At 43.9% G+C, this 20950-nt stretch carries 22 protein-coding genes; 5 read left to right on the forward strand and 17 right to left on the reverse strand.

What is annotated here, in order from left to right; all coding sequences use genetic code 11:
- From Q4B79_RS07490 to rlmN, 4 genes are all read right to left on the reverse strand, one after another.
- On the reverse strand, positions 1-538 hold a 538-nt coding region (locus Q4B79_RS07490), incomplete at its 3' end, for a flavodoxin-dependent (E)-4-hydroxy-3-methylbut-2-enyl-diphosphate synthase (protein WP_303085804.1).
- A gap of 18 nt (positions 539-556) precedes the next feature.
- On the reverse strand, positions 557-1357 hold the full coding sequence (locus Q4B79_RS07495) for a helix-turn-helix domain-containing protein (protein WP_303085805.1): 801 nt from the start codon (positions 1355-1357) through the stop codon (positions 557-559).
- Positions 1354-2181 (reverse strand): type IV pilus biogenesis/stability protein PilW, encoded by an 828-nt coding sequence (gene pilW / locus Q4B79_RS07500; protein WP_303085806.1) that lies wholly within the window; start codon positions 2179-2181, stop codon positions 1354-1356. Before pilW ends, Q4B79_RS07495 begins: the two co-directional genes overlap by 4 nt.
- Before the next feature lie 119 nt (positions 2182-2300).
- Positions 2301-3518, reverse strand: coding sequence for a 23S rRNA (adenine(2503)-C(2))-methyltransferase RlmN (gene rlmN, locus Q4B79_RS07505; protein ID WP_303085807.1), 1218 nt, complete (start codon positions 3516-3518; stop codon positions 2301-2303).
- Positions 3519-3646: 128 nt separating this feature from the next.
- On the opposite strand from rlmN, the gene Q4B79_RS07510 reads away from it, so the two are divergent.
- Positions 3647-4639, forward strand: coding sequence for an adenosine kinase (locus Q4B79_RS07510; RefSeq protein WP_303085808.1), 993 nt, complete (start codon positions 3647-3649; stop codon positions 4637-4639).
- 56 nt (positions 4640-4695) lie between these two features.
- Here Q4B79_RS07510 and Q4B79_RS07515 read toward each other — a convergent pair whose 3' ends face one another.
- The 7 genes from Q4B79_RS07515 to pncB form a co-directional block, all read right to left on the reverse strand.
- Positions 4696-4896, reverse strand: coding sequence for a heavy-metal-associated domain-containing protein (locus Q4B79_RS07515; RefSeq protein WP_303085809.1), 201 nt, complete (start codon positions 4894-4896; stop codon positions 4696-4698).
- A 14-nt stretch (positions 4897-4910) separates the two neighbouring features.
- A complete protein-coding gene (locus tag Q4B79_RS07520) occupies positions 4911-5660 on the reverse strand; it encodes a hypothetical protein (RefSeq protein ID WP_303085810.1) in 750 nt (249 codons plus the stop codon).
- Between the two features lie 83 nt (positions 5661-5743).
- Entirely contained in the window at positions 5744-6826 is a 1083-nt protein-coding gene (argC, locus tag Q4B79_RS07525) for an N-acetyl-gamma-glutamyl-phosphate reductase (RefSeq protein WP_303085811.1), read from the reverse strand.
- Between the two features lie 10 nt (positions 6827-6836).
- Complete coding sequence (locus Q4B79_RS07530; RefSeq protein WP_303085812.1) at positions 6837-8099, reverse strand: O-succinylhomoserine sulfhydrylase; 1263 nt, start codon at positions 8097-8099, stop codon at positions 6837-6839.
- A 29-nt stretch (positions 8100-8128) separates the two neighbouring features.
- On the reverse strand, positions 8129-9532 hold the full coding sequence (locus tag Q4B79_RS07535) for an MFS transporter (protein WP_303085813.1): 1404 nt from the start codon (positions 9530-9532) through the stop codon (positions 8129-8131).
- Positions 9533-9614: 82 nt separating this feature from the next.
- Positions 9615-10814 carry a M20 aminoacylase family protein gene (locus Q4B79_RS07540; RefSeq protein ID WP_303085814.1) on the reverse strand — a complete coding sequence of 400 codons (1200 nt, stop codon included), beginning with the start codon at positions 10812-10814 and terminating at the stop codon, positions 9615-9617.
- Between the two features lie 129 nt (positions 10815-10943).
- A complete protein-coding gene (gene pncB / locus Q4B79_RS07545) occupies positions 10944-12149 on the reverse strand; it encodes a nicotinate phosphoribosyltransferase (RefSeq protein ID WP_303085815.1) in 1206 nt (401 codons plus the stop codon).
- Between the two features lie 127 nt (positions 12150-12276).
- On the opposite strand from pncB, the gene lipB reads away from it, so the two are divergent.
- From lipB to Q4B79_RS07560, 3 genes are all read left to right on the forward strand, one after another.
- The gene (gene lipB / locus Q4B79_RS07550) at positions 12277-12984 is read left to right on the forward strand and encodes a lipoyl(octanoyl) transferase LipB (RefSeq protein WP_303085816.1); all 708 of its coding nucleotides are present in this window, start codon (positions 12277-12279) and stop codon (positions 12982-12984) included.
- Positions 12985-13067: 83 nt separating this feature from the next.
- Positions 13068-14204 (forward strand): hypothetical protein, encoded by a 1137-nt coding sequence (locus Q4B79_RS07555; RefSeq protein ID WP_303085817.1) that lies wholly within the window; start codon positions 13068-13070, stop codon positions 14202-14204.
- 63 nt (positions 14205-14267) lie between these two features.
- Positions 14268-14801 (forward strand): inorganic diphosphatase, encoded by a 534-nt coding sequence (locus Q4B79_RS07560; RefSeq protein WP_303085818.1) that lies wholly within the window; start codon positions 14268-14270, stop codon positions 14799-14801.
- 61 nt (positions 14802-14862) lie between these two features.
- Here Q4B79_RS07560 and truC read toward each other — a convergent pair whose 3' ends face one another.
- Together truC and Q4B79_RS07570 are read right to left on the reverse strand one after the other, a co-directional pair.
- Positions 14863-15600 (reverse strand): tRNA pseudouridine(65) synthase TruC, encoded by a 738-nt coding sequence (truC, locus tag Q4B79_RS07565; RefSeq protein ID WP_303085819.1) that lies wholly within the window; start codon positions 15598-15600, stop codon positions 14863-14865.
- Positions 15597-16613, reverse strand: a complete 1017-nt coding sequence (locus tag Q4B79_RS07570) for a DNA polymerase III subunit (protein ID WP_303085820.1) — start codon at positions 16611-16613, stop codon at positions 15597-15599. The genes truC and Q4B79_RS07570 overlap by 4 nt, the downstream gene beginning before the upstream one ends.
- Before the next feature lie 185 nt (positions 16614-16798).
- Here Q4B79_RS07570 and Q4B79_RS07575 point away from each other — a divergent pair, with 185 nt between their 5' ends.
- Complete coding sequence (locus Q4B79_RS07575) at positions 16799-17509, forward strand: hypothetical protein (RefSeq protein ID WP_303085821.1); 711 nt, start codon at positions 16799-16801, stop codon at positions 17507-17509.
- Between the two features lie 123 nt (positions 17510-17632).
- Here Q4B79_RS07575 and Q4B79_RS07580 read toward each other — a convergent pair whose 3' ends face one another.
- The 4 genes from Q4B79_RS07580 to lpxK are packed head-to-tail and all read right to left on the reverse strand — an operon-like array spanning position 17633 to position 20945.
- A complete protein-coding gene (locus tag Q4B79_RS07580) occupies positions 17633-18226 on the reverse strand; it encodes a hypothetical protein (RefSeq protein WP_303085822.1) in 594 nt (197 codons plus the stop codon).
- A gap of 11 nt (positions 18227-18237) precedes the next feature.
- The gene (kdsB, locus tag Q4B79_RS07585; RefSeq protein ID WP_303085823.1) at positions 18238-19026 is read right to left on the reverse strand and encodes a 3-deoxy-manno-octulosonate cytidylyltransferase; all 789 of its coding nucleotides are present in this window, start codon (positions 19024-19026) and stop codon (positions 18238-18240) included.
- A gap of 24 nt (positions 19027-19050) precedes the next feature.
- Positions 19051-19941 carry a hypothetical protein gene (locus Q4B79_RS07590; protein WP_303085824.1) on the reverse strand — a complete coding sequence of 297 codons (891 nt, stop codon included), beginning with the start codon at positions 19939-19941 and terminating at the stop codon, positions 19051-19053.
- A complete protein-coding gene (gene lpxK / locus Q4B79_RS07595; protein ID WP_303085825.1) occupies positions 19938-20945 on the reverse strand; it encodes a tetraacyldisaccharide 4'-kinase in 1008 nt (335 codons plus the stop codon). Before lpxK ends, Q4B79_RS07590 begins: the two co-directional genes overlap by 4 nt.
- Positions 20946-20950 lie beyond the last annotated feature (5 nt).

Raw genomic sequence — 20950 nt, forward strand, 5'->3', positions numbered from 1 at the left:
AAATTTTATAATCAAAAAAGTTATGACGGTCTAAGATATCAATATGACGCATTGCTGATTCTAACATCGCCTGCCCTGTTGGTTCGCCATATTTTTTTTGTAAATCTTTTTCTAGTGAGCCTGCATTGACCCCAATACGAATCGGCAAGCCGTGATGTTTAGCACAGGCGATGACCTCTTTGACTTTTTGTTCATTGCCGATGTTACCAGGGTTAATTCGCAGACAGTCTGCCCCTACTTCGGCGACCGCCAAAGCGATTTTATAATCAAAATGAATATCAGCAATGAGCGGAATATTGACCTGTTTACGAATTTCACCAAACGCCTGAACACTCTCCATCGTGGGGGTAGAAACACGCATCAAATCTGCCCCTGCGTCCACACAGCGTTGTATCTGAGCGACCGTTGCCGCCACATCGCAAGTTTCGGTATTGGTCATTGACTGCACGCTAATGGGAGCATCGCCACCAATGGCAACATTGCCAACCATAATTTGACGGGTTTTTCGGCGGATAATGGGGCTGTGATGGTTTGACATGATAATCAGCTCACGATATTATTGCAAATTTAGGGTTGCTTTGCCGTTTTTGGTGTATTCGCCAAGTCGCACAGGACGTTGGTTGAAGTTTAAATCCACCTGAGCAGGATTGTCAATCTCAATCGTTAATGGCACATCGCCTTTTAGCTGATAACCTCCACGAGATTGCACACCCTGCATAAGCACGTTGCCGTTTTTGTCGGTGATTTTGATATTGACATCACCCTTTGACCAAATATCCACCACGCCTTGACCTGTGACAACTTGTGTGCTTTGGTTATTTAAATCCAAGGCCGACCCCGCCGAACCAATCGCTGCCCCTTGTGCCTGCTCATTTAGACTAAGCGTCTGAGCTTGAACATCTAGGCTTGGCTCGTCTGTCTTCTGAGTGGCGCTGGCAATAATCTTCAAGAGTACAAACCCAAAAATAACCAAACCCACCACACCAGCGATCAACCATGGATTAAAGTGAATACCACCACGCCCACGCTCAATCGTCCCCATTGGAACAAGAGGTGCTCTAATGTCTTCCACGCTTTTGGTGCGTTTGCTGTCAGGATAGATATTTTCAAATTCTTTGACAAACTCATCAACATCAAGACCCAAAAATTTGGCGTAATTAACCACAAAACCACGAGCAAACGCAAACTGTGGCAACGCATCAAAATTTTCATCTTCCATCGCCTGTACATGGCGTTTTAGGATATTTAACTCGCCAGCAACCGCATCTAGTGAATACCCTCGTGAGGTTCTAGCACTTCTTAATTTACCGCCAAAGCCAGTATTGGAGGTGGTTTTATCATTGGTGGAAAGACTCACTGTAATGCTCCTATTGGGTTGCTTAACCATTGTTTGAGTTTTTTGGCTTCATTGGACAATGGGTATTGGGATAATAACTGACTGGATAATCTTTGGGTTTCTTGTCGATTGTTTTGTAGGATACTTAGGCGAATGCCCTGATATAAAAGACGTGGTGGCATGGGCTGACCATACATTTGCATGCTTGACTTTAAGTCATCAAAATAGTCTTTGGCTTTTAAAGATTCTCGTCTATTAATCAAAATATCAATCAACTCCATCTTGGCTACCAACACACCTCTGTCGGTTTCAATCGCTTTGATAAAGGCGGCTTCTGCCAATGCTGTATTACCTAGTTTTAGGTGGGTTAGACCCAAGTTTTCGAGCGCCCCAACACGGTTACGGTAGCCAAGCGTACCCCCTGCAATATTAAATTGCTCTAAGGCTTCTTGATAACGCCCCTGCTCGGAAAGATACACACCGTAGTTGTTGCGTGCTTGGATAAAATTTGAGTCTAAGCTGATGGCCTTTCTAAAATATTCATCTGCCTTTGCAATATTAGCAGGGCTACCCTCTACTTTGAGCAAGTTACCCATCATGTCATAAGCAGGCGCATAACGAGGATCAGCCTCAAACGCCTCATCAAGCTGACGCTTCGCTGCATCAAGCTGACGCTGAGAGATGTATTGTGCTGCCAATGCCGTTCTAGCCTCCGCCACCTCAGTTTTATTGCGTGTACGCTGTGATGGATCAGTACCTTGATAGACCATCGTAGAGGTATGCGTAGTGCTTTGACAGCCTGCAAGTAGAGCGACCAACGCCGCTGATACAACCAAATACTTCATGATTTTTCCAATGTGATTCTCAAAAAACTAAATAACCAAACAATATCCGACATTCTAACAATTATCAGCCATGTTTGCCAATATTTTTGATGATTTTATAAAAACTTCACAAAACCTCATCAATCATTTGTATGTCCAGCAACTTTTTGTTGCCACTTCATCGCCCTTCTCGTTCTGTCCGCCACTTGCCCAACCAGCTGTCCACAAGCAGCGTCAATGTCATCGCCACGAGTTTGACGCACAGTACACACAAACCCTGCATTATTTAAAATATTACTAAACTCACGAATGCGGTTATTGCTTGACCTTTGGTGAGGAGCGTGCGGAAACGGGTTAAAGGGAATTAGGTTAATTTTACTTGGCAAATCTTTCAATAAATTTACCAACTGCTGTGCGTGTTCATTGGTGTCATTGACGCCATTTAACATCACATATTCAATGGTAATGTGTTTTTTATGTCTGGGATTTTCATCATAAACATAGGCTTTGGCAGCTTTTATCAACTCCGCCAATGGGTATTTTTTGTTAATGGGGACAAGCTCATTTCGCAGTTCATCATTAGGAGCGTGCAAACTAATTGCGAGTGCCACATCAATGTCCTTTGCCAAATCGTACATTTTTGGCACAATGCCCGAAGTGGACAGTGTAACACGGCGTTTGGACAGCCCATACGCATTGTCATCAAGCATTAGGCTCATACTGGCAACGACAGGCTCATAATTGAGCAAAGGCTCGCCCATACCCATCATCACGACATTGGTTACCATATTTTTGCGGTGTTCGGTAGGCACGCCGTCATTATAAGAGGCATTGGCAACCCAAAGCTGACCGATAATCTCAGCAGGGGTTAAGTCACGCTCAAAGCCTTGTTTACCTGTACTACAAAATGAACAGTCCAACGCACAGCCCACCTGCGAGCTGATACATAAGGTTTTTCGCCCAAATTCCTTAGAGTCTTCGGCAGGAATAAGCACCGTCTCAACCAGCGACCCGCCTGCCACTTCAAAGACCCATTTTCTTGTGCCATCGTTGCTAAATTCTTTAAATTTAACCTTAGGCGGAACAATGCACGCCTTGTCGTCAAGCACCGCTTGCAATTTTTTGGACAAATTGGTCATTTGATAAAAATCTGACACGCCAAACTGATAAATCCATTTCATCACTTGGGTTGCCCGAAACTTTTTTTCGCCCAAACTTTCAAAAAAGACTTCCAACTGCCCTTTGGACAGTCCCAAAAGGTTGGTTTTGTTGGATAATGCGTTGTCTGTGTTGTCATCGGTAGGCGAAAAAGTGGCAACGACAGGGATTTTTTGGGCGGTAGCGTTCATTGTTAGCATAAAAATAAAAAATTAACCGCCCATTATACAAAAAAATTATCATAAAGTCATGATATTTCAACACCCCAAAACACCCAAAAACCGCCCAACATTTGTTATAATGGCAATTTTAACCCTTAGGAGAATACATGTACGAGCTGGTCGCCATCGGTAATGCCCTAGTGGATACCGAATTTAAAATCACAGATGAGCTACTTACCCACACCAAACTTGCCAAAGCATTGATGACACTTGCCGATACCGATGAACAAACCGCTCTATTTGCCATGCTTAACGAGCAGGGTCTTACCCCCAACAAACAAGCAGGCGGTGGCTCGGCAGGCAACACAGTAGCGTGCTTTTGTGCATTGGGCGGTCATGCTCATTATCATTGCCGTGTTGGGGACGACAAACATGGCGTATTTTATCTGTCTGACATGGCAAACATGGGTGTATCTATTAATAACACCAAAGCCACAGTAACTGGCACAACAGGCTCGTGCGTGGTGCTGGTAACGGACGATGGCGAACGCACCATGCAAACCAATTTGGCGGTCAGTAGCGAGATTGATGAGAGCAATGTGGATTTTGAGGTGCTGGCAGGGGCGAAATTTTTGTACTTAGAGGGCTATCTTGCCATGAGCCCCTCCGTGCAACCTGCCATCGCCAAACTATGTCAAGTCGCCAAAGAGCAAGGGGTGGACATCGTGGTAAGCTTTGCTGACCCTGCGGTGATTAAATTCGCCAAAGATGTTATCTTATCATGGCTGACTGGTGGCGTGGACATGATATTTTGTAATATGGACGAAGCCAAACTCTTTGCAGATACCGATGATGAAGCGACGACGGTGCAAGCCCTACTCGCCCACACCAAAAAAGCCATCATCACTAATGGAGCAAAACCCACCACCATCGCCACCAAAGATGGTGTACATTTGTACGATGTGCCATCTGCCAATGTGGTAGACACCAACGGAGCGGGCGATAATTTTGCGGGGGCTTACCTATACGCCCTATCACAGGGTCTAGACGATGGTGCATGCGTGGCTCTGGCAGGGAGCGTGGCAAGTCGTGTCGTGGCACAATTTGGGGCAAGACTAAATAAAGCAGATTATGGCATCATCAAAAACACCGTGCTGTAAAAATGTGCTTTGTCTGAAAAATGGGGGGGTAATTTAACCCCCATTTTGTACCATAATCACACCACCTCAAACCCTGCATCTTCTATCGCCCCTGTAATGTCCGCCTGACTGACCGTGTCATCGTGCGATACGACCACTTGATCTGCTCGCCAATCCACCGCCACGCTTGATATGCCTGCCAGCTCGTTTATGGCACGCTCTACGCTTTTGGCACAGCCACCACAGGTCATGCCTTGTACAGTTAAGGTTGTTTGCATAAAAAAACTCCCAGTTAAGACCAATCAAAAGTAAATAATACAATACGACTAATTGGTTCATATAACATCACAATCCAATCCGCCCCACTACACCCATAATTATAAGCGGGGACACCTGCAATAAAATAAAAGGGATTGCCATTATAACTGATTGCCAATTTATCGTCATCCAATTCCTTTAAAAAGGCTTTTGGCGGTTTTGGACTTGAAACCCAATTCCCATATTGTTCAGACAATGCACCACCCAAATCACTTAACCAATTTTCTTGGTCAATTTTATCATCAAGTTTTGAAGTGTGAATATTTACCAATTTATTGGTTTTGGCAAAATATTCTTGTGCCAATTGATAATTTTGAATGCTTTCTTGGATAAATTCATCATATTCTTCCAAAATCTCCTCATCCAACATATCGCTATCTTGATGAATAGAACTTCTCTCAAAATACCCTTCATTACCCAAAAACTCATAACGATTGTCATTGGTTAATCTAAACGCAAACCAATTTTCGCCCGTAAATTCATTATGAAAATCGTGCGTACTTTCACCAATATACCCTTCAATCGGCTCAAAGGGATTTAACAAATACACCACTTGCCCACGCCATTCCTCTTTAAGCATTCCCAAATCAATAGAAATTAACGGCAAGAAGTGTTCTTTTAACCAAGATTGATGCTCTACAAAAATATCATCACTATTTGGAAATGGCGTTAAATGCTCATTTAATTCGGTAATGTTTTCAAAACTTGGTAAAATGGTGTTCATTTTTTATCCTTATTCATTGGTTTAAGCAGACATTGCCTGTTTATTACCATAGACAATGCTTAGTTAGATACAATCAGCAATTATCACGGCACAACCGCACAGCCCCCAAACTCTGCCACAAGCCCTGTCATTTCAGGCAATCCGCACAGAATATTCATGTTTTGCACCGCTTGACCGCTCGCCCCTTTGACAAGGTTGTCTTGCACCACCAAAATGGTCAGCATGTCATCATCTTGGTGAACGGCGATTTTTAGGCGGTTGGACGCACGCACCGAGCGAGTATCAGGGAGCGAGCCTTTGGGTAGCACGTCCACAAATTGCTCATGTTGGTAGGTTTGCTCAAACACCGCTTGCCAATCCACCGCCTGCCCGTCATCGGTCAGCGTCAGATGAATGGTGCTAAACATGCCTCGAATCATCGGCACAAGATGTGGCACAAAGCGGATTTTGTGAGCAAAGGTTGAACCCAAAAAGTCATGCACCCCCTGCGAAATCTCAGGCGTGTGGCGATGACCTGCCACCCCATAAGCCGAAAAGTTATCCGACAGCTCACTAAACAACAAATTCATCTTGGCATTACGCCCTGCACCTGAAACGCCCGATTTGGCATCGATGATGATGTTTTTTAAAATCAAAGGCTTATTTGCCTGATTTTGGGTGTCAATCACAGGCTTTAAACCCAAAATGGCGGTGGTGGGATAACAACCGGGATTGGCGATGACTTGGGCGGTGCGAATTTTTTCACGGTGAATCTCTGGCAAACCATACACCGCACCTGCCAGCACGTCTGGGCAGTCGTGTGATAGTCCGTACCACGTCTCAAAGTCAGCCAAACTTTGCAAACGAAAATCCGCCCCCAAATCAATGACCTTGACCCCTTGTGCAATCAGGCTTGGCGTGTATTTCATGGCGACCCCATGTGGCGTGGCAAAAAAGACGATTTGGCAGTTTTGTCCAATCTCGTCCATGACTTCGTCCGTCATGTCGCTGTATCGGACATCGCACACCCCAAGCAAACTTGGAAAAATCTCACTCACCGCTCGCCCCTTTTCACTGCGTGATGTCAAATAGCGAATGCACGCATTGGGGTGTTGTGAAAGCAAACGAATCAGTTCCACGCCTGTATAGCCTGTGCCACCGATGATGGCGATGTTAATGGTTGTCATGTGTCTCTCCTTATAGATTATCCAAACCACGTTTTAAATCATTGATGATGTCGTCCACATTTTCAAGCCCCACCGACAAGCGGATTAAACCGTCATTCACACCTGCCTCCACTCTTTGCTCAGGCGTCATTCTAAAATGGGTGGTGGTCGCAGGGTGGGTAATGGTGGTTTTGGCATCGCCTAAGTTATTGGTAATACTAATCATTTTTGTGCTGTCAATGACTTGCCATGCGGACGCTTGGTCAGCCACTTCAAAACCAATAATCGCCCCAAATGTCCCCGTAATTGCCCCACCACCAACATTTTTTAAGGCGGCGTGCTGAGCTTTGGCAACCGTATGACTTGGGTGGGTGGGCAAGCCTGAAAAATGCACTTTTTTAACTTTTGGGTGATTTTCTAAAAATTCAGCCACACGGTTGGCATTTTCACAATGGGCTTTCATGCGTAAAGACAAGGTTTCAAGCCCCTTTAACAACACCCACGCATTAAAGGGCGATAAGCTAATCCCCCCAGTACGCACCACGCCAAAGGCTTTTTCCATGAGTTCATCAGAGCCAACGAGTGCCCCACCCAAAACTCGCCCTTGACCATCAATATATTTGCTTGCCGAATGAATGACAACATCCGCCCCCAAATCTAGGGGTTTTTGGATGGCTGGTGTGGCAAAGCAGTTATCGACAATCAGCAATGCCCCCTTGTCGTGAGCGATTTTGCTAATGGCAGAAATATCAGCAATTTGGGCAAGTGGGTTGCTCGGACTTTCCAAATAACACACTTTGGTGTTGTCTTGAATCGCCTTTGCCCAAGCGTCATTGTCAAAGCAGTCCACATAGCTAACTTCCACACCAAACGCCTTAAAATAAGTGTCAAACAACGCCACCGATGAACCAAACAACTGCTTGGCACAGAGCAGGTGGTCGCCTGCCTTTAAATACGCAAGGCACATGGTCAAAATCGCCCCCATGCCACTGGCGGTCGCCACACAGCGTTCGCCATTTTCTAATAATGCCAATCGGCGTTCAAAGGCTCGCACGGTGGGGTTGGTATGACGAGAGTAAACATTGCCTTTTTTGTTGCCATTAAAATGGTCGGCAGCGTCTTTGGCAGACTGGTACACATAAGAACTGGTCGCAAAAATGGCTTCGTTATGCTCGCCCTCATCGGTGCGATGATAACCGCCACGCACCGCCAAAGTTTGTTCAAAAAAACCAAAACTAGGGTCTAGGGCGTCAGATTGCCAGTTAGGGTCTAATGCTGGATTGAGTTGAGTCATAAAAATTTCCTATGTTATTTATCAATAAATCATGCTTGTGCTTGGCTCTTTTTAGGTATCATGACAAGCACCGAAATGGTCGCAAGCACACCAAAGATTGCCATCACAAATAACGCATTTTGGGCGGCAACGTGAGCTCCTGAATCCTTAAACACGCTAAAAATGGTTGCCCCTGTGGCGATACCAAACGACGCTCCCAAAGCACTTGCCATTTTAAACACGCCTGCCGCCACGCCAGCTTTATCAAGTGGCACATTAACCATCGCACAGTCAGCTGCTGGCGTGGAATAACAGCCAAGCCCAAAACCAAATACCGCAAAAGACACAAACACCCACCACATATAAATCTCATGCGACAAAAAGGTCATGGATAGACCTAACGCACCTAACGCAGTGATTGCCGTGCCAAGCCACATCGGGGTTTTATAGCCAAATTTTTGCAGGAGCTTTTCGCTCACACGAATCATAATCATCACCATCAATACATAGCCAAGCGATTTGACCCCAGCTTGAAATGACGTCAAGCCATGACCTTTTTGTAGATAGGTATTGACAATGATAATCGTACCCGCCATGCAGTTAAGCAAAAAGTTGGATAAACATGCCCCGTTGTAGCCACGATTTTTAAATAATGAAAAATCCAAAAATGCCTGATGTTTACGCTGAATTTCGGTACGGAAAAACACAATCCCCATCACTACCGCCCCAGCGAGCATGGTTAGCGTAAAACTGTTGGCAAATCCTAGCTTAAACCCTTTGGTGATGAGTAGGTTTAAGCAAAGTAGCCCAATCACACAGCTAAACAGCCCCACATAATCATAACGATGCGTGGAGACTTCGTGCGACTTGCTCTCTGGTGTGCCTTTGATGAGTAGCATGCCAACCACCGAAATGGCGATTGAGAGTAAAAAGATGCTTTTCCAACCCATGCTCGTGGCGATTGCCCCGCCCACAAAGGACGACAAGCCAGACCCACCAAACGAGCCGATTGACCAAAAACTAAATGCCCTTTGTCTATCCGCCCCGTGATAATAATTTTTGATGATGGATAAAGTCGCTGGCATGATACACGCTGCTGACAATCCTTGTAACACTCGCCCAAGCCCAAAGGTTACGGCAGACGAACTAAAATACAATACCAAACACGCCAAAATATTTAGACCAAAGCCAATATACGTAAAACGCACTCGCCCAAAACGGTCAGCCAAGCCCCCCATCAAAATGATAAAGCACCCAGAAAACAGTGAACCTAAGCTAATCACCGCATTGAGTGAGGTGTCGCTCATGCCCAAATCTTTTTGGATGGATGGTACGACATTAAACATGGACTGATAAAATAGCCAAAAGGTCAGCACACCTAGCACCATACCAATCAGCAATCTATCATTGCCACGAAATGTGCTGTTGTCGCCAGATTGAACATTTGTCGTCATAAAATTCCCCACCATTTAGACCATAAACAAATGAATAAGATGAATTGGATTTTGGTTTTAAATCATCATGATAATGTCTCAATCATGATTTTAGATAGTTTTCCACCAAATTACAAAAATACGCTGACGCTGGGACAATGGCTTCATCATTAAAATCATAAGCGGAGTTATGTAGCATACATGCCCCTGCTCCACCGCCATTACCGATAAAGCAATAATTGCCATTGGGATTGGCTTCAAGCATAAACGCAAAATCCTCACTACCCATCAGCGGTGGCATGTCTGTATGTACTTTATCAGCACCAACCAAACCTTGTGCTACTTGCATGGCGAAGTTGGTGGCTACTTCGTCATTGATGAGAGGGGGGCAACCATTGACGTGATGAACCGTTGCGGTTGCTCCAAAACTTTGGGCTTGTAAGGTGGCAACTTCATTGATACGAGCAAGCAACTTTTCACGCACATCAGGATTTAACGCACGCACACTCAGCTTCATCATTGCTTCGGCATTGACGACATTGGGAGCATCGCCAGAGCCGATATGACCGACCGTGATGACTGCTTGGTCAAGGGGCGAGACATTACGAGAGACGATACTTTGTAATGCCACCGCAATCTGACACGCCACCAATGTCGCATCAACGCCATATTCAGGCATTGCTCCATGACTACCCACGCCCTGCACGCGGATTTCTAGGGTATCACAGGACGCCATCATTGCTCCTGTTTTAAAATAAAACTCACCCACATTTAGGCGTGGCATGTTGTGCATGGCAAAAATCACATCGCAGGGGAATTTGTCAAACAAACCATCTTCGAGCATGACACGACCGCCATAAAGTAGCTCTTCGGCAGGTTGAAAAATCAAATGCACTGTGCCATTAAAGTTTTTTGTTTTGGCAAGCTGTTTGGCACAAGCCAGCAAAATCGTGCTATGCCCATCATGCCCACAGCCGTGAAATTTGCCAACCACCTTACTGGCATAAGGCTTGCCTGTGTTTTCCACAATCGGCAAAGCGTCCATGTCGGCACGCAGTCCGATGACTTTATCACCATCGCCATTTTTTAAGGTGGCGACCACGCCTGTTTTGGCAAGCCCACGATGAACATCGTAGCCCCATTCGCTTAACAGCTTGGCAATCATCTCGCTGGTTTGATACTCCTCAAACCCAAGCTCAGGATTTTGATGAAATTGATGACGAATTTTACAAAAAAAGTCATGGTCGTTTTCAACATCACTCAAATGCTGATGGTTGATAACAATCGTATTAGACAAAGACATCATCACTCCTTTTGGATAAAATAATCAAATAACACGATTAAAAAATAAAACCGCTCATGTGTTTGATGACGGTTTTTATTTCAAATTTGGCAAATTTAGACAATCTGTCAAATCCCACTAAACCAAAACTTAACTTTTGACATCAAACACTTGTCGCAAATACGCCAAATAGGTATCATCATCAATCATCGTCTTACCAGGACTGTCAGAGAGCTTGGCAACAGGCTGACCGTTGCATTGGACAAGTTTTAACACAATGTTCAATTGAGTTAAACCCATGTCGTTGGTCAAATTTGTACCGATACCAAAACCTGTTTTGATTCGCTGTTTAAAATATTCGTGCAAATCCCATGCTTTTTGCAGAGTCAAACCATCACTAAACGTCAACAGTTTGGTTTTTGGGTCAATTTTGAGTTTTTCATAGTGAGCAATCGCCTTATCGCCCCACTCATAGGGGTCGCCACTGTCATGACGCAGTCCATCAAAGAGCTTGGCAAAATACAAATCAAAATCTTTTAAAAATGCGTCCATGCCCACCACATCGGTCAAGGCAATCCCCAAATCGCCACGATATTCACGCACCCAGCATTCCAACGCTGCTTTTTGGCTTTCACGCAGTCGCACATCAAGAGCCTGAAAGGCTTGCATGAACTCATGTGCCATCGTGCCAATGGGGGTTAACCCAAGCTCTTTGGCAAGATAGACGTTGGAAGTTCCCTTAAAAATACTGGGCGAGGCTTTGGCAAGCGTTGCCACCACGTGATAATGCCATTCTTTTGAATAGCGACGGCGTGTCCCAAAATCCGTTACCGAAAAGGCAGGATTATGCACATCGGAGCGTTCAAGCATTTCATAGTGCTTGATGGCACCGACTTTTTCGTCAAGGCGTTTTTGCCCCTCAATCAAGGCGTTGGGGTCGTTTAGTTTTTGATAGTACAACTCATTAACAATAGATAGCACAAAAATTTCAAAAAACATCGCCTGAATCATCGCCCCCTCAATCTCGATATTTAGGCGATTTTCATCGTCCACCCAAACCTTGATGAAACGGCGTTTTAGTTGAAATAATTCTAAATAATCAACAAAATCGGGCTTGATAAAACGTAAATTACGCAAATAATCCAGCTCGTCTTGGGTGAATTTAAGCGTACAAAGCAAGTCCAACTGTTGCTCCACTTCATCCTTAATCTCGCCAAGTGGGAAAGCGAGTTGGTCGTTGTTGCGACAGCGAAAGCGATACACACCATGCGTTTGGGGAAATTGATGGAGCATGGCTTGGAGCATGGTGAATTTGTAAAGGTCGTTATCAAGCAAAGATGTGATGATGGGTTTCATGGCGCTTTCTTATAAAAATGAAAATATTTAATGATACCCCATTTTTACCAAAAAGTCGCCTTATTTTTGGGAAATTTTGTAAATAAAAATCTGCTATAATGGACGTTATTTTATCGGAAAAAACACAATGAACAACCTAAACCTCTCCGCCCTGTCCTTGCCCCACTTTGACAACCTTATCATCAAGCCCTTACCAAACGCTGAATACACCACCACGCACGAACAAATGTTCTCCCAAACCTTAAACAAGATTGAGCATAAAAAATCAGAAAATCCACTCCCTGACGAGTTATGGCTTGTGGAGCATCAAGATGTCTATACATTGGGGCAAGCAGGCAAAAAAGAGCATATCTTGTACGACAACGGTACGCCCATTATCCAAACCGACAGGGGCGGACAGGTAACTTGGCACGGCACAGGACAGCTTGTGGCGTATTTTTTGTGGGATTTAAATGCCCTAAATTTTGGCGTGCGAGATTTGGTCAGCCACGCTGAGCAAGCCATTGAAGATGTGGTGAATTTTTATTTGCCCGATACCTTGGTGGCAAAGGCAAGAAAAGACGCCCCTGGTGTGTATATTTATAACACCGATGGCGATATGCTGGGCAAAATTGCGTCTTTGGGTTTTAAAATTAAACACGGACACAGTTATCACGGCATTGCCATCAATTTAATCAATGATTTATCCGCCTTTAATGCCATCAATCCGTGTGGTTATGCAGGAATGACGATGGTAAAACTTGCCCAATTTTGTGAATTTAATACCGATGAATTTATTTTAAAACTCATTGATAATTTGGTAAAAAGACGGAGTGGCGAGATTAAGTTACGATGATATTTTTAACAATTCAATCATAAAAATATCAATACGAACCAAAAATGGTACGTAATACGCACCTTACCAATTAAGGATTGAAAATGAAAAAATTACTGTTACCCTTATTGATTTCTGGATTGTTATTGGCTTGCAATAATAACCAAACACCCAGCCAACCAGAAAATAAAAGTGAAATTAAAACCGAACCACAAGTTTTAAAAGAAGTCATACCCATTCAAGATGAAAATAAAACAGAAACAACCAGCAAAACCGATTGTAATGCCATTAGTCAAACATTAAAATCCATCAACAACGAAAGCAAATTTGATGAGATTGAAAGCATTGAACGCCAATTAAAAGAATGTTTGCCCACCGTCAACAACGCCACCCAATTACAATGGGCGAATGATTATCATAAAGCTTATGAGCGGTTTTTGGGATATTGGGAAGAAGGTCAGCTAAACGATGAAACAGATGGCGAAGTATTTTATAACATTATGACGGCTCTTGCCGAAAATAAAACCCAGAATCCCAAAGAGCTGGCAACCTTATCCAAAAAAATGCAATATTTAATTGAGCTTTCGCAAGATAAAAAAATCGTGCCCACTTATCTTTGTGAAGGTCTTTTTGAATTTCGTCATCAGTATCAAAATTTTGCTGATTTATTTACACCCCACTTACCCAAAGACCAAGCGATTTTTATCAACCAATTAGCAAAAGACAATCAAGAAATTTTTTGGTGCGATGCGGGTATTGCCATTTCCCTAAGAGAATTGATAGAACGAACTTTATTTTGGCAAGATTTTATAAAAAAATATCCTGATAGTCAATTTATTGATGACGCTAAATATTTGTATCAATTTTATGAATACTATTTATTTTTTGGTTCGGAAAATACCCATTGGCTAGAAGATGATAAAACCGCTTTTATTGGTCATACAGAAGAAGGTGATGATAAAACCGTTGAAGAGCATTTTATTGATTTGGCAAAACAAGACAACGCTCTTGGCAAAAAAGCACAGGCTTATTTGGAATTTGTTGCCACCCCTGTTGATGAGAGAGAACAAAAATACCCCCTAAAACCAGAAGAATATCCGTCAGAAGAGTATGAAGAATGGCGAAATATTGAATTGGCAAGATTGCAATTACATAAAGCATTGGACATACTAGGCAACCCAACAGACGGCAGTGCTGATTGCTTTTCTGCACCAATGTGTTTGGAACGCCAGTATGATTAACTTGCTTATTTTATCAATTTATTCTAAAATAACAAAAATTTGAACCCAAAACAGGAAACTCTTATGGCAGATTTTAACAAAATCCTAGACGCAGGCGATGTGGACGGTGGCGAGATTAATGTCGTTATTGAAATCCCCACAGGCTCAAACCACAAAATCGAGTGGAATCGTAAATTGGCGTGCTTTGAACTTGACCGTGTTGAGCCAATTGCTTTTGCCAAGCCTTGCAACTATGGCTTTATCCCCCAAACCCTAGATGAGGACGGCGATGAGCTTGACGCCCTTGTCATCACTGAGCAACCTTTGACCACAGGCATTTTCCTAAAAGCCAAAGTCATCGGCGTGATGAAGTTTGTCGATGATGGCGAAGTAGACGACAAAATCATCGTAGTCCCTGCTGACGACCGCAACAACGGCAACGCTTACAACAGCTTAGATGATTTGCCAAAACAGCTCATCAAACAGCTAGAATTCCACTTTAACCATTACAAAGATTTGAAAAAAGCTGGCACGACCAAAGTTGAAGGTTTCTTTGATGTTGCTACCGCCAAAGAAGTGATTAAAGAAAGCCAAAAACGCTGGGTTGAGCAAGCGTAACTTAATCATTCATCAAAACACCCTAAGTCATTTTAGGGTGTTTTTCTTTGGCAAAATCAAACTACGGCACACCACCCCAGCTCACGTCATTCCAACCCATCATTGTCACCACCCTGCCAAAACCCTCATCAAGTGGAGCAACCACCTTAACTCGCCTGCCCTGCACATCATCAAATACCAAACTTTGAGCGTGCAAAAGTAGTCGCGATACACCTGTAAACCCTGCCACCGCACGATTTTGGGCGGTGTCGCCATGCGTGGTGTCGCCCACAATGGGGTGAAATAAGTGAGTCATGTGCCGTCTTAGCTGATGTTTGCGACCTGTGATTGGGGTTAAGCTCATGAGCGAATAGCGAGACGTGGTATAGCGGGGTGTGGAGATGATAGGTAGCTCACAAGTTGCCAAGTTGTGATAATCGGTGATTGCTGTTTCGGGAGCTTTGTCGGTGTCAGCAAATTTATCAGCGATTTTGTCGAGTTTAACCTTTAAAGGATAATCAATCCGTCCGCCACCCGTCAGATAGCCACGCACCACCGCCAGATAGGATTTTTCTACCGTATGTTGTTCAAATTGTACTGACAAAATCCGTGCTACTTCGCTGGATAACGCAAACAATAACGCCCCAGAAGTCGGACGGTCAAGGCGGTGGACGGGATAGACATGGCGACCCAACAAATCACGCAACGCCGTCATCACAAACACCGTCTCATGACTGTCAAGCCACGAGCGGTGGACGAGCATACCCGCAGGTTTGTTCACCACCACCAAATCATCATCTTGGTACAAAATCTCAATCATGATAAATTTACCAATTCATAAAAGATTTTATCATACGCCATTTTGTCTTGGACATTTTGGGCGAGTGCCGCCGCCACATCATCAAGCGTTGCCAAAAAATTCTCCACTTGCACAAGGCTTGGCACATCATCGCCTATGAGTCCTGCCACATCAATGTCCGTATGGCGACTGCCAAGCCCCATGCCCACTCGCACCACATCCATGAGCATGAGCCGTGTCAGCACGATAAAATCCGCCAAATCCAGCACCCCTTGCCAATAATCACTCGCACTCACAGGCAAACGCTGACCATGCCGTAAACTCAGCCACGTTTTTAGCCATAGCGTGCGTTTGTCAAACCACGCCATACTAGGTAGCTCCACCGCTCGTAATACCGCCCCGTCCGCCAAATCTAGGGCAAGGCAAGCCAAAGACTCATCACCCAATTTATCCGCCACATAAGACAACGCCACGCCATAATCTATCTGACCAAGCGGTAGGGCTTGCACACGGCTTTTTATGGTGGGTAAAAGTTTGCTGGGATTGTCGCTGATGAGCAGTAGATGCACGCCTGCTCGTGGTTCTTCTAGGGTTTTTAATAACGCGTTGCCTGCCCCCAGCGTCAACGTCTCGGCATGGTCAAGCACGATGAGTCGTACGCCCTGCCCTTTGACGTGGCTGTATTCTTGCAAGGCTCGCACATCATCAATCTTAATGGACATTTGCTCGGTGTCATCGCTCGTGAGCAAACTGGTGGCAGGCAGCACCATGACATCGGGGTGCGTTCCCGCCCTTAGCCAAGTACAACTCTCACACGCCCCACACGCTCCCGTCTCCGCTTTGTCATGACAAAGTAACCACGCCACCAGTCGCCACACAAAGTCTCGTTTGCCAATCCCTGCCATGCCACTTGCCAAAAGTCCATGTGGTAATTTGCCGTCATTAAATTGGTGGGTTACTTGCTCCCATGCCTTGATTTGCCATGACAACAAGGGCGAAAAATAAGGTAGGTCGTGCTTGATTTGGTCGGTCATGATAACGCCAGCAAAAATTGCTATTATAAAGGATAAAATATAAAAATGGGATTTTTTGTTTTGAACGATTTCATCACATCATCAGCCAAATAAAATCACACAAACCACCCTTGTATTTTTTGATGATTATGATAAATTAAATCAATCGCTTATAACAAACAATCCGTGTCATCAGGAGCAACCCAATGAAAAAGCTCATATTAACCGCCCTGCTTACTGTTTTTGTGAGTACAGGCATCACAGGTTGTCTACTATCACATGAAGTGCTAAGTAGTGCAAAACCCCAAACACATCAGAAATTTATTTATCAATACAAGGACAGCGTTGCCAGTTTTGTTTTTGACAAACAACAAAATAAACTGTTGATGATTGGTGATAACTATGTGTATGTTTTTGATGATAACGAACAAACCGAACGCTTAAAAGCCATTTTAAATAACCCCAAACTCAACACCAAACGCATGACTTGGAATGTTTGGGTTAATGGCATTTATAATGACGTTCACCACAACAGCATTAAAATAGATAAAAACAATCAATTTTGGTTTGGGGTAAAGTTGTCCTATGAATATCAAAATGATGCCGAATTTTTTAAATCTTTAAACTTTAATCACAGCAGTGAAACAGGACTGGTATGGGTTAATGAGCGTGATACCCAGCGGACACGAATGACGCTGACGGGCAAAATGTATCAAGACCAATCAGCGATTACCGAGCAACTACGGAGCGATGCCAAAGCCCTAAGCAAGCGTTATCAGTTCATGATTGGACGCATGGAGACGGAGCGTGATTTTTCTGGCGGTGCAAAAATTGCTTTATTGCCATTTGCATTGGCAACCGACATCATTACCGCCCCCTTACAATGGGCATTTGTCAAGGGAATGCAAGATGATTAACGTACTTTACTCACTTCACAACCATAATAACCGCTCACGCTAAATTTGCCTGCGGTAGTATGGTGTTATTGATTAAATTCATTAAAAACCGTTTGGTATCAACCACCAAACAGTTTTATCATGTTAATTGGCAATCTGACAACGGGCTTTTTCTTTATTTGCCAACTCCATCAAGAGTTTTTGGGTGCTTGCCACGTCTTGTTCTGACTGGGCGACCGCTTTCAATTTTTGACCAATCTCAGATTCGTTAAATTCATTACTTTTTACGATATATTCTTCGGCAACCATCGTACCATCTTCTGGCATGGGATTGCCTTGATGGTCGATTTTTAGTTGTGTTACAAATTGCAATAAGGCTTGCCCAGCTTCGGTTTGATAAAATTCATCAGAGGCGTTTAATAGCTCCTCATTAAGCATTCTTTGTGTCTCTGCATTGCCAGCCTCCACAAAAAGAGCCTTATCATAATCAAGCAAACATGCAAGCTCTGTATCACTTAGCTTGAAATTTTGAGGGTCTTGTGAGGAGCTTTTGATGGCACTCCATGCTCCGATTTTTAGGGTTTGTGCCATCAGTTGTGCGGTGGGCGAATTGTCTAATTTTAGGGCGGGTTTATTATCGCCAACAGGTACAGAAGCATGCTCTTTTTGAGGCTTATCACAAGCACTAAGTGCCAACACGCACGCCAAAGATAGGGTGGTTAGGGGTAAAAATTTCATGACTCTCTCCATTAAAACTTCACAAATTCCTCAAAAGGCATAGCATTTAGCCTATCCAAATCGTCCTGCGTATCCACACCAAGCGGTAGGCTGACCGTTGCCACATCAATGGCGATTTTTTGGTGGTTTTCTAAAATGCGTAATTGTTCAAGACTCTCTAACACTTCAAGCTCGCCTTGCTCCCATGCGCCAAATTCTTTTAACAATTTAACTCGGTAGGCATACAATCCCAAATGACGATAGGCGTTTTTGGGTCGCTCACCAAGCTCATCTTTTAAATGCCCGCCTCTATCGTACGGCATGGGGCTACGGCTAAAATACAGAGCCTGATTGCCCGCCTTGACGACTTTCACCACCGAATTTTTATAAAAATCGTCATAATTATCAATCACTTCGCATAAAGTCGCCATAACACAATGGGGATTTTCGATGAGTAAATTTTTCACTTGTTCAAGTAGCACAGGTGGTACAAGCGGTTCATCGCCTTGCATATTAACCACGATATCATCATCAGCAAAGCCCAACAGCCCTGCCACTTCGCCCAGTCTGTCCGTACCTGAGGCGTGTTCGCCTGTCATAACCACAGGCACGCCTGCACTTTGGCACACCTTATAAATCCTGTCATCGTCAGTTGCTACGCACACACTGTCGGCAAAGGTGGCTTGTAGGGCTTTTTGGGCTGTCCATAGAATCATCGGCTTACCGTGAATGTCGAGCAAAGGCTTGGCAGGTAGGCGGGTGGATTTATAGCGGGCGGGGATAATGATGTGGACTTTTGGAGGAGTGTTGAAGGTTGTCATAAGTATTCCTGTATTAAAAAACCATTAAACATTGGTGTCCAGTGGTAAAAATTCATGCGTTGTTAATGTGCTTAAATCCAATATTTCATGTTTACCCATGTCTTGCAAATAAACACATGAACTAAAATAAGGGGCAATATAAGCACCACCAATTTTATAAATTTGATAATCATCATTTGCCAAATCGCAAATTAAAATCCTATCATACATATAAACATAAATAAAATCAGCATTACCACAAATATCAAAAGATAAAATGGTTGGGTTTTTGATATCGGCTCTGGTACGCAAATCCATTTTCCAAATCAAATTATCATTATTATCCATAAAAATCAAATGGTTACTGCCCATATAATAATAGCCACGCCCATCATGAGAAACTTTACAATCTCTCACTTTTATCTTTTTGTCAGTACCAATTTGACTAATGATAAAATCATCAAAACAAAACTTGTAGAGCTTAGACACACAAAAGCCATAAAAATACACGCAATTTTGTCTTTTATCGTAACTTAATCCGCCCCAGTTTTCCAAAATATTTTGAAATTCAGTTATACTATCGTCAATCAAATCCATACAAAGCGGAGCAGATTTTTGGGGTTCCCATTGGTCACCATGTTTTGTCAAAACAAACAAATAACGATTGTCTTGACTAAAACACAAATATTCATAATGAGCATGGGTCAAAGTTTTAATGATTTGTTTTTGATGAATATGATAAATAATGATTTGCTTTTTGTCATGATAATCACGCAACGCCATCAAACTCTCATCAGACGATATTGCCATGATGGTTAAGCCTGCTTGGTTGATGAGTTGATATTCGCTATGTTGCTCAATATCACGACACCAAATGCCTTGACGGTCAAAATATTTATCGAAATAGGCTTTGTTAGTCTTAAAATTAATCATCATAAATTAAGTCCGCCAAGCACCCTATCCATCTCCCGATACACCCCCTCCGACAACACCGCTTGCACAGGCAAAATCCATACATTGTCAAAAATCGCATGGGGCGAGCGTTTGGTAAGCTCACGGATTTTTACCGCATCTTTACTGGTAATGATGATGGGCAAATCCGCCAAATCCGTCAGCTCATCAAGGGCAAAATCATGGTGGTCGCCAAAGGGATTTTCCACCACAGTAAAGCCCAAATCGGTTAAAGTTTTAAAAAACCGAGCAGGATAGCCAATGCCACTCACGCCATAGACTTCTTGGGGAGATAATGTTTTGTTACCACCCAGTAGTGGCATGGGCTGACTTGGAGCTAAGTGCATGAGTAGAGCATCATCAGCATATCGCTCGGCTCGTGCGTCATGATAGATGACGGTCGCCCCATCAAGGCGGTCAAGACTTTCTCGTAAAAACCCTTGCGGAAACAATTTGCCATTACCAAAGCCACGCACCCCATCAACGACAATCCACTCCACATCACGGTGCAAGGCATAATGCTGTAAACCATCATCGCTGATGATGAGTTGTAGGCTTGGATAATGCTTTAACAGTAGCTCTATCGTCTGCCCTCGATTTGCTCCCACCGCCATCGGCACGCCTGTCTCACCCACGATAAGGCACGGCTCATCGCCTGCGTCTTTGGGGGTACTATCAGCATGGACAAGGGCAGGCTCGCTACCCTCTCGCCCATAGCCACGACTGATGACTCCGACCGCTACGCCTTTACTTTGTAGATACTTAACCAAAGCAATGATGAGTGGGGTTTTACCACTACCGCCCACCGTGATGTTGCCCACCACCATCACAGGGATTGGGGCGTGGTATTTGGCAAGTTTGTTGTTATCATACAAGGACTTACGCACACGCCCCACCACCCCATACAATGCCGACAAGGGAGCAAGCGTGGCAAGCATGGGGGAGTTTTCCTGCCATGCTCGTGTGATGAGAAGTTCTAGGTTTTTCATGGGTG

Source organism: Moraxella sp. (assembly GCF_030525845.1).
Taxonomy (GTDB): Bacteria; Pseudomonadota; Gammaproteobacteria; order Pseudomonadales; family Moraxellaceae; genus Moraxella.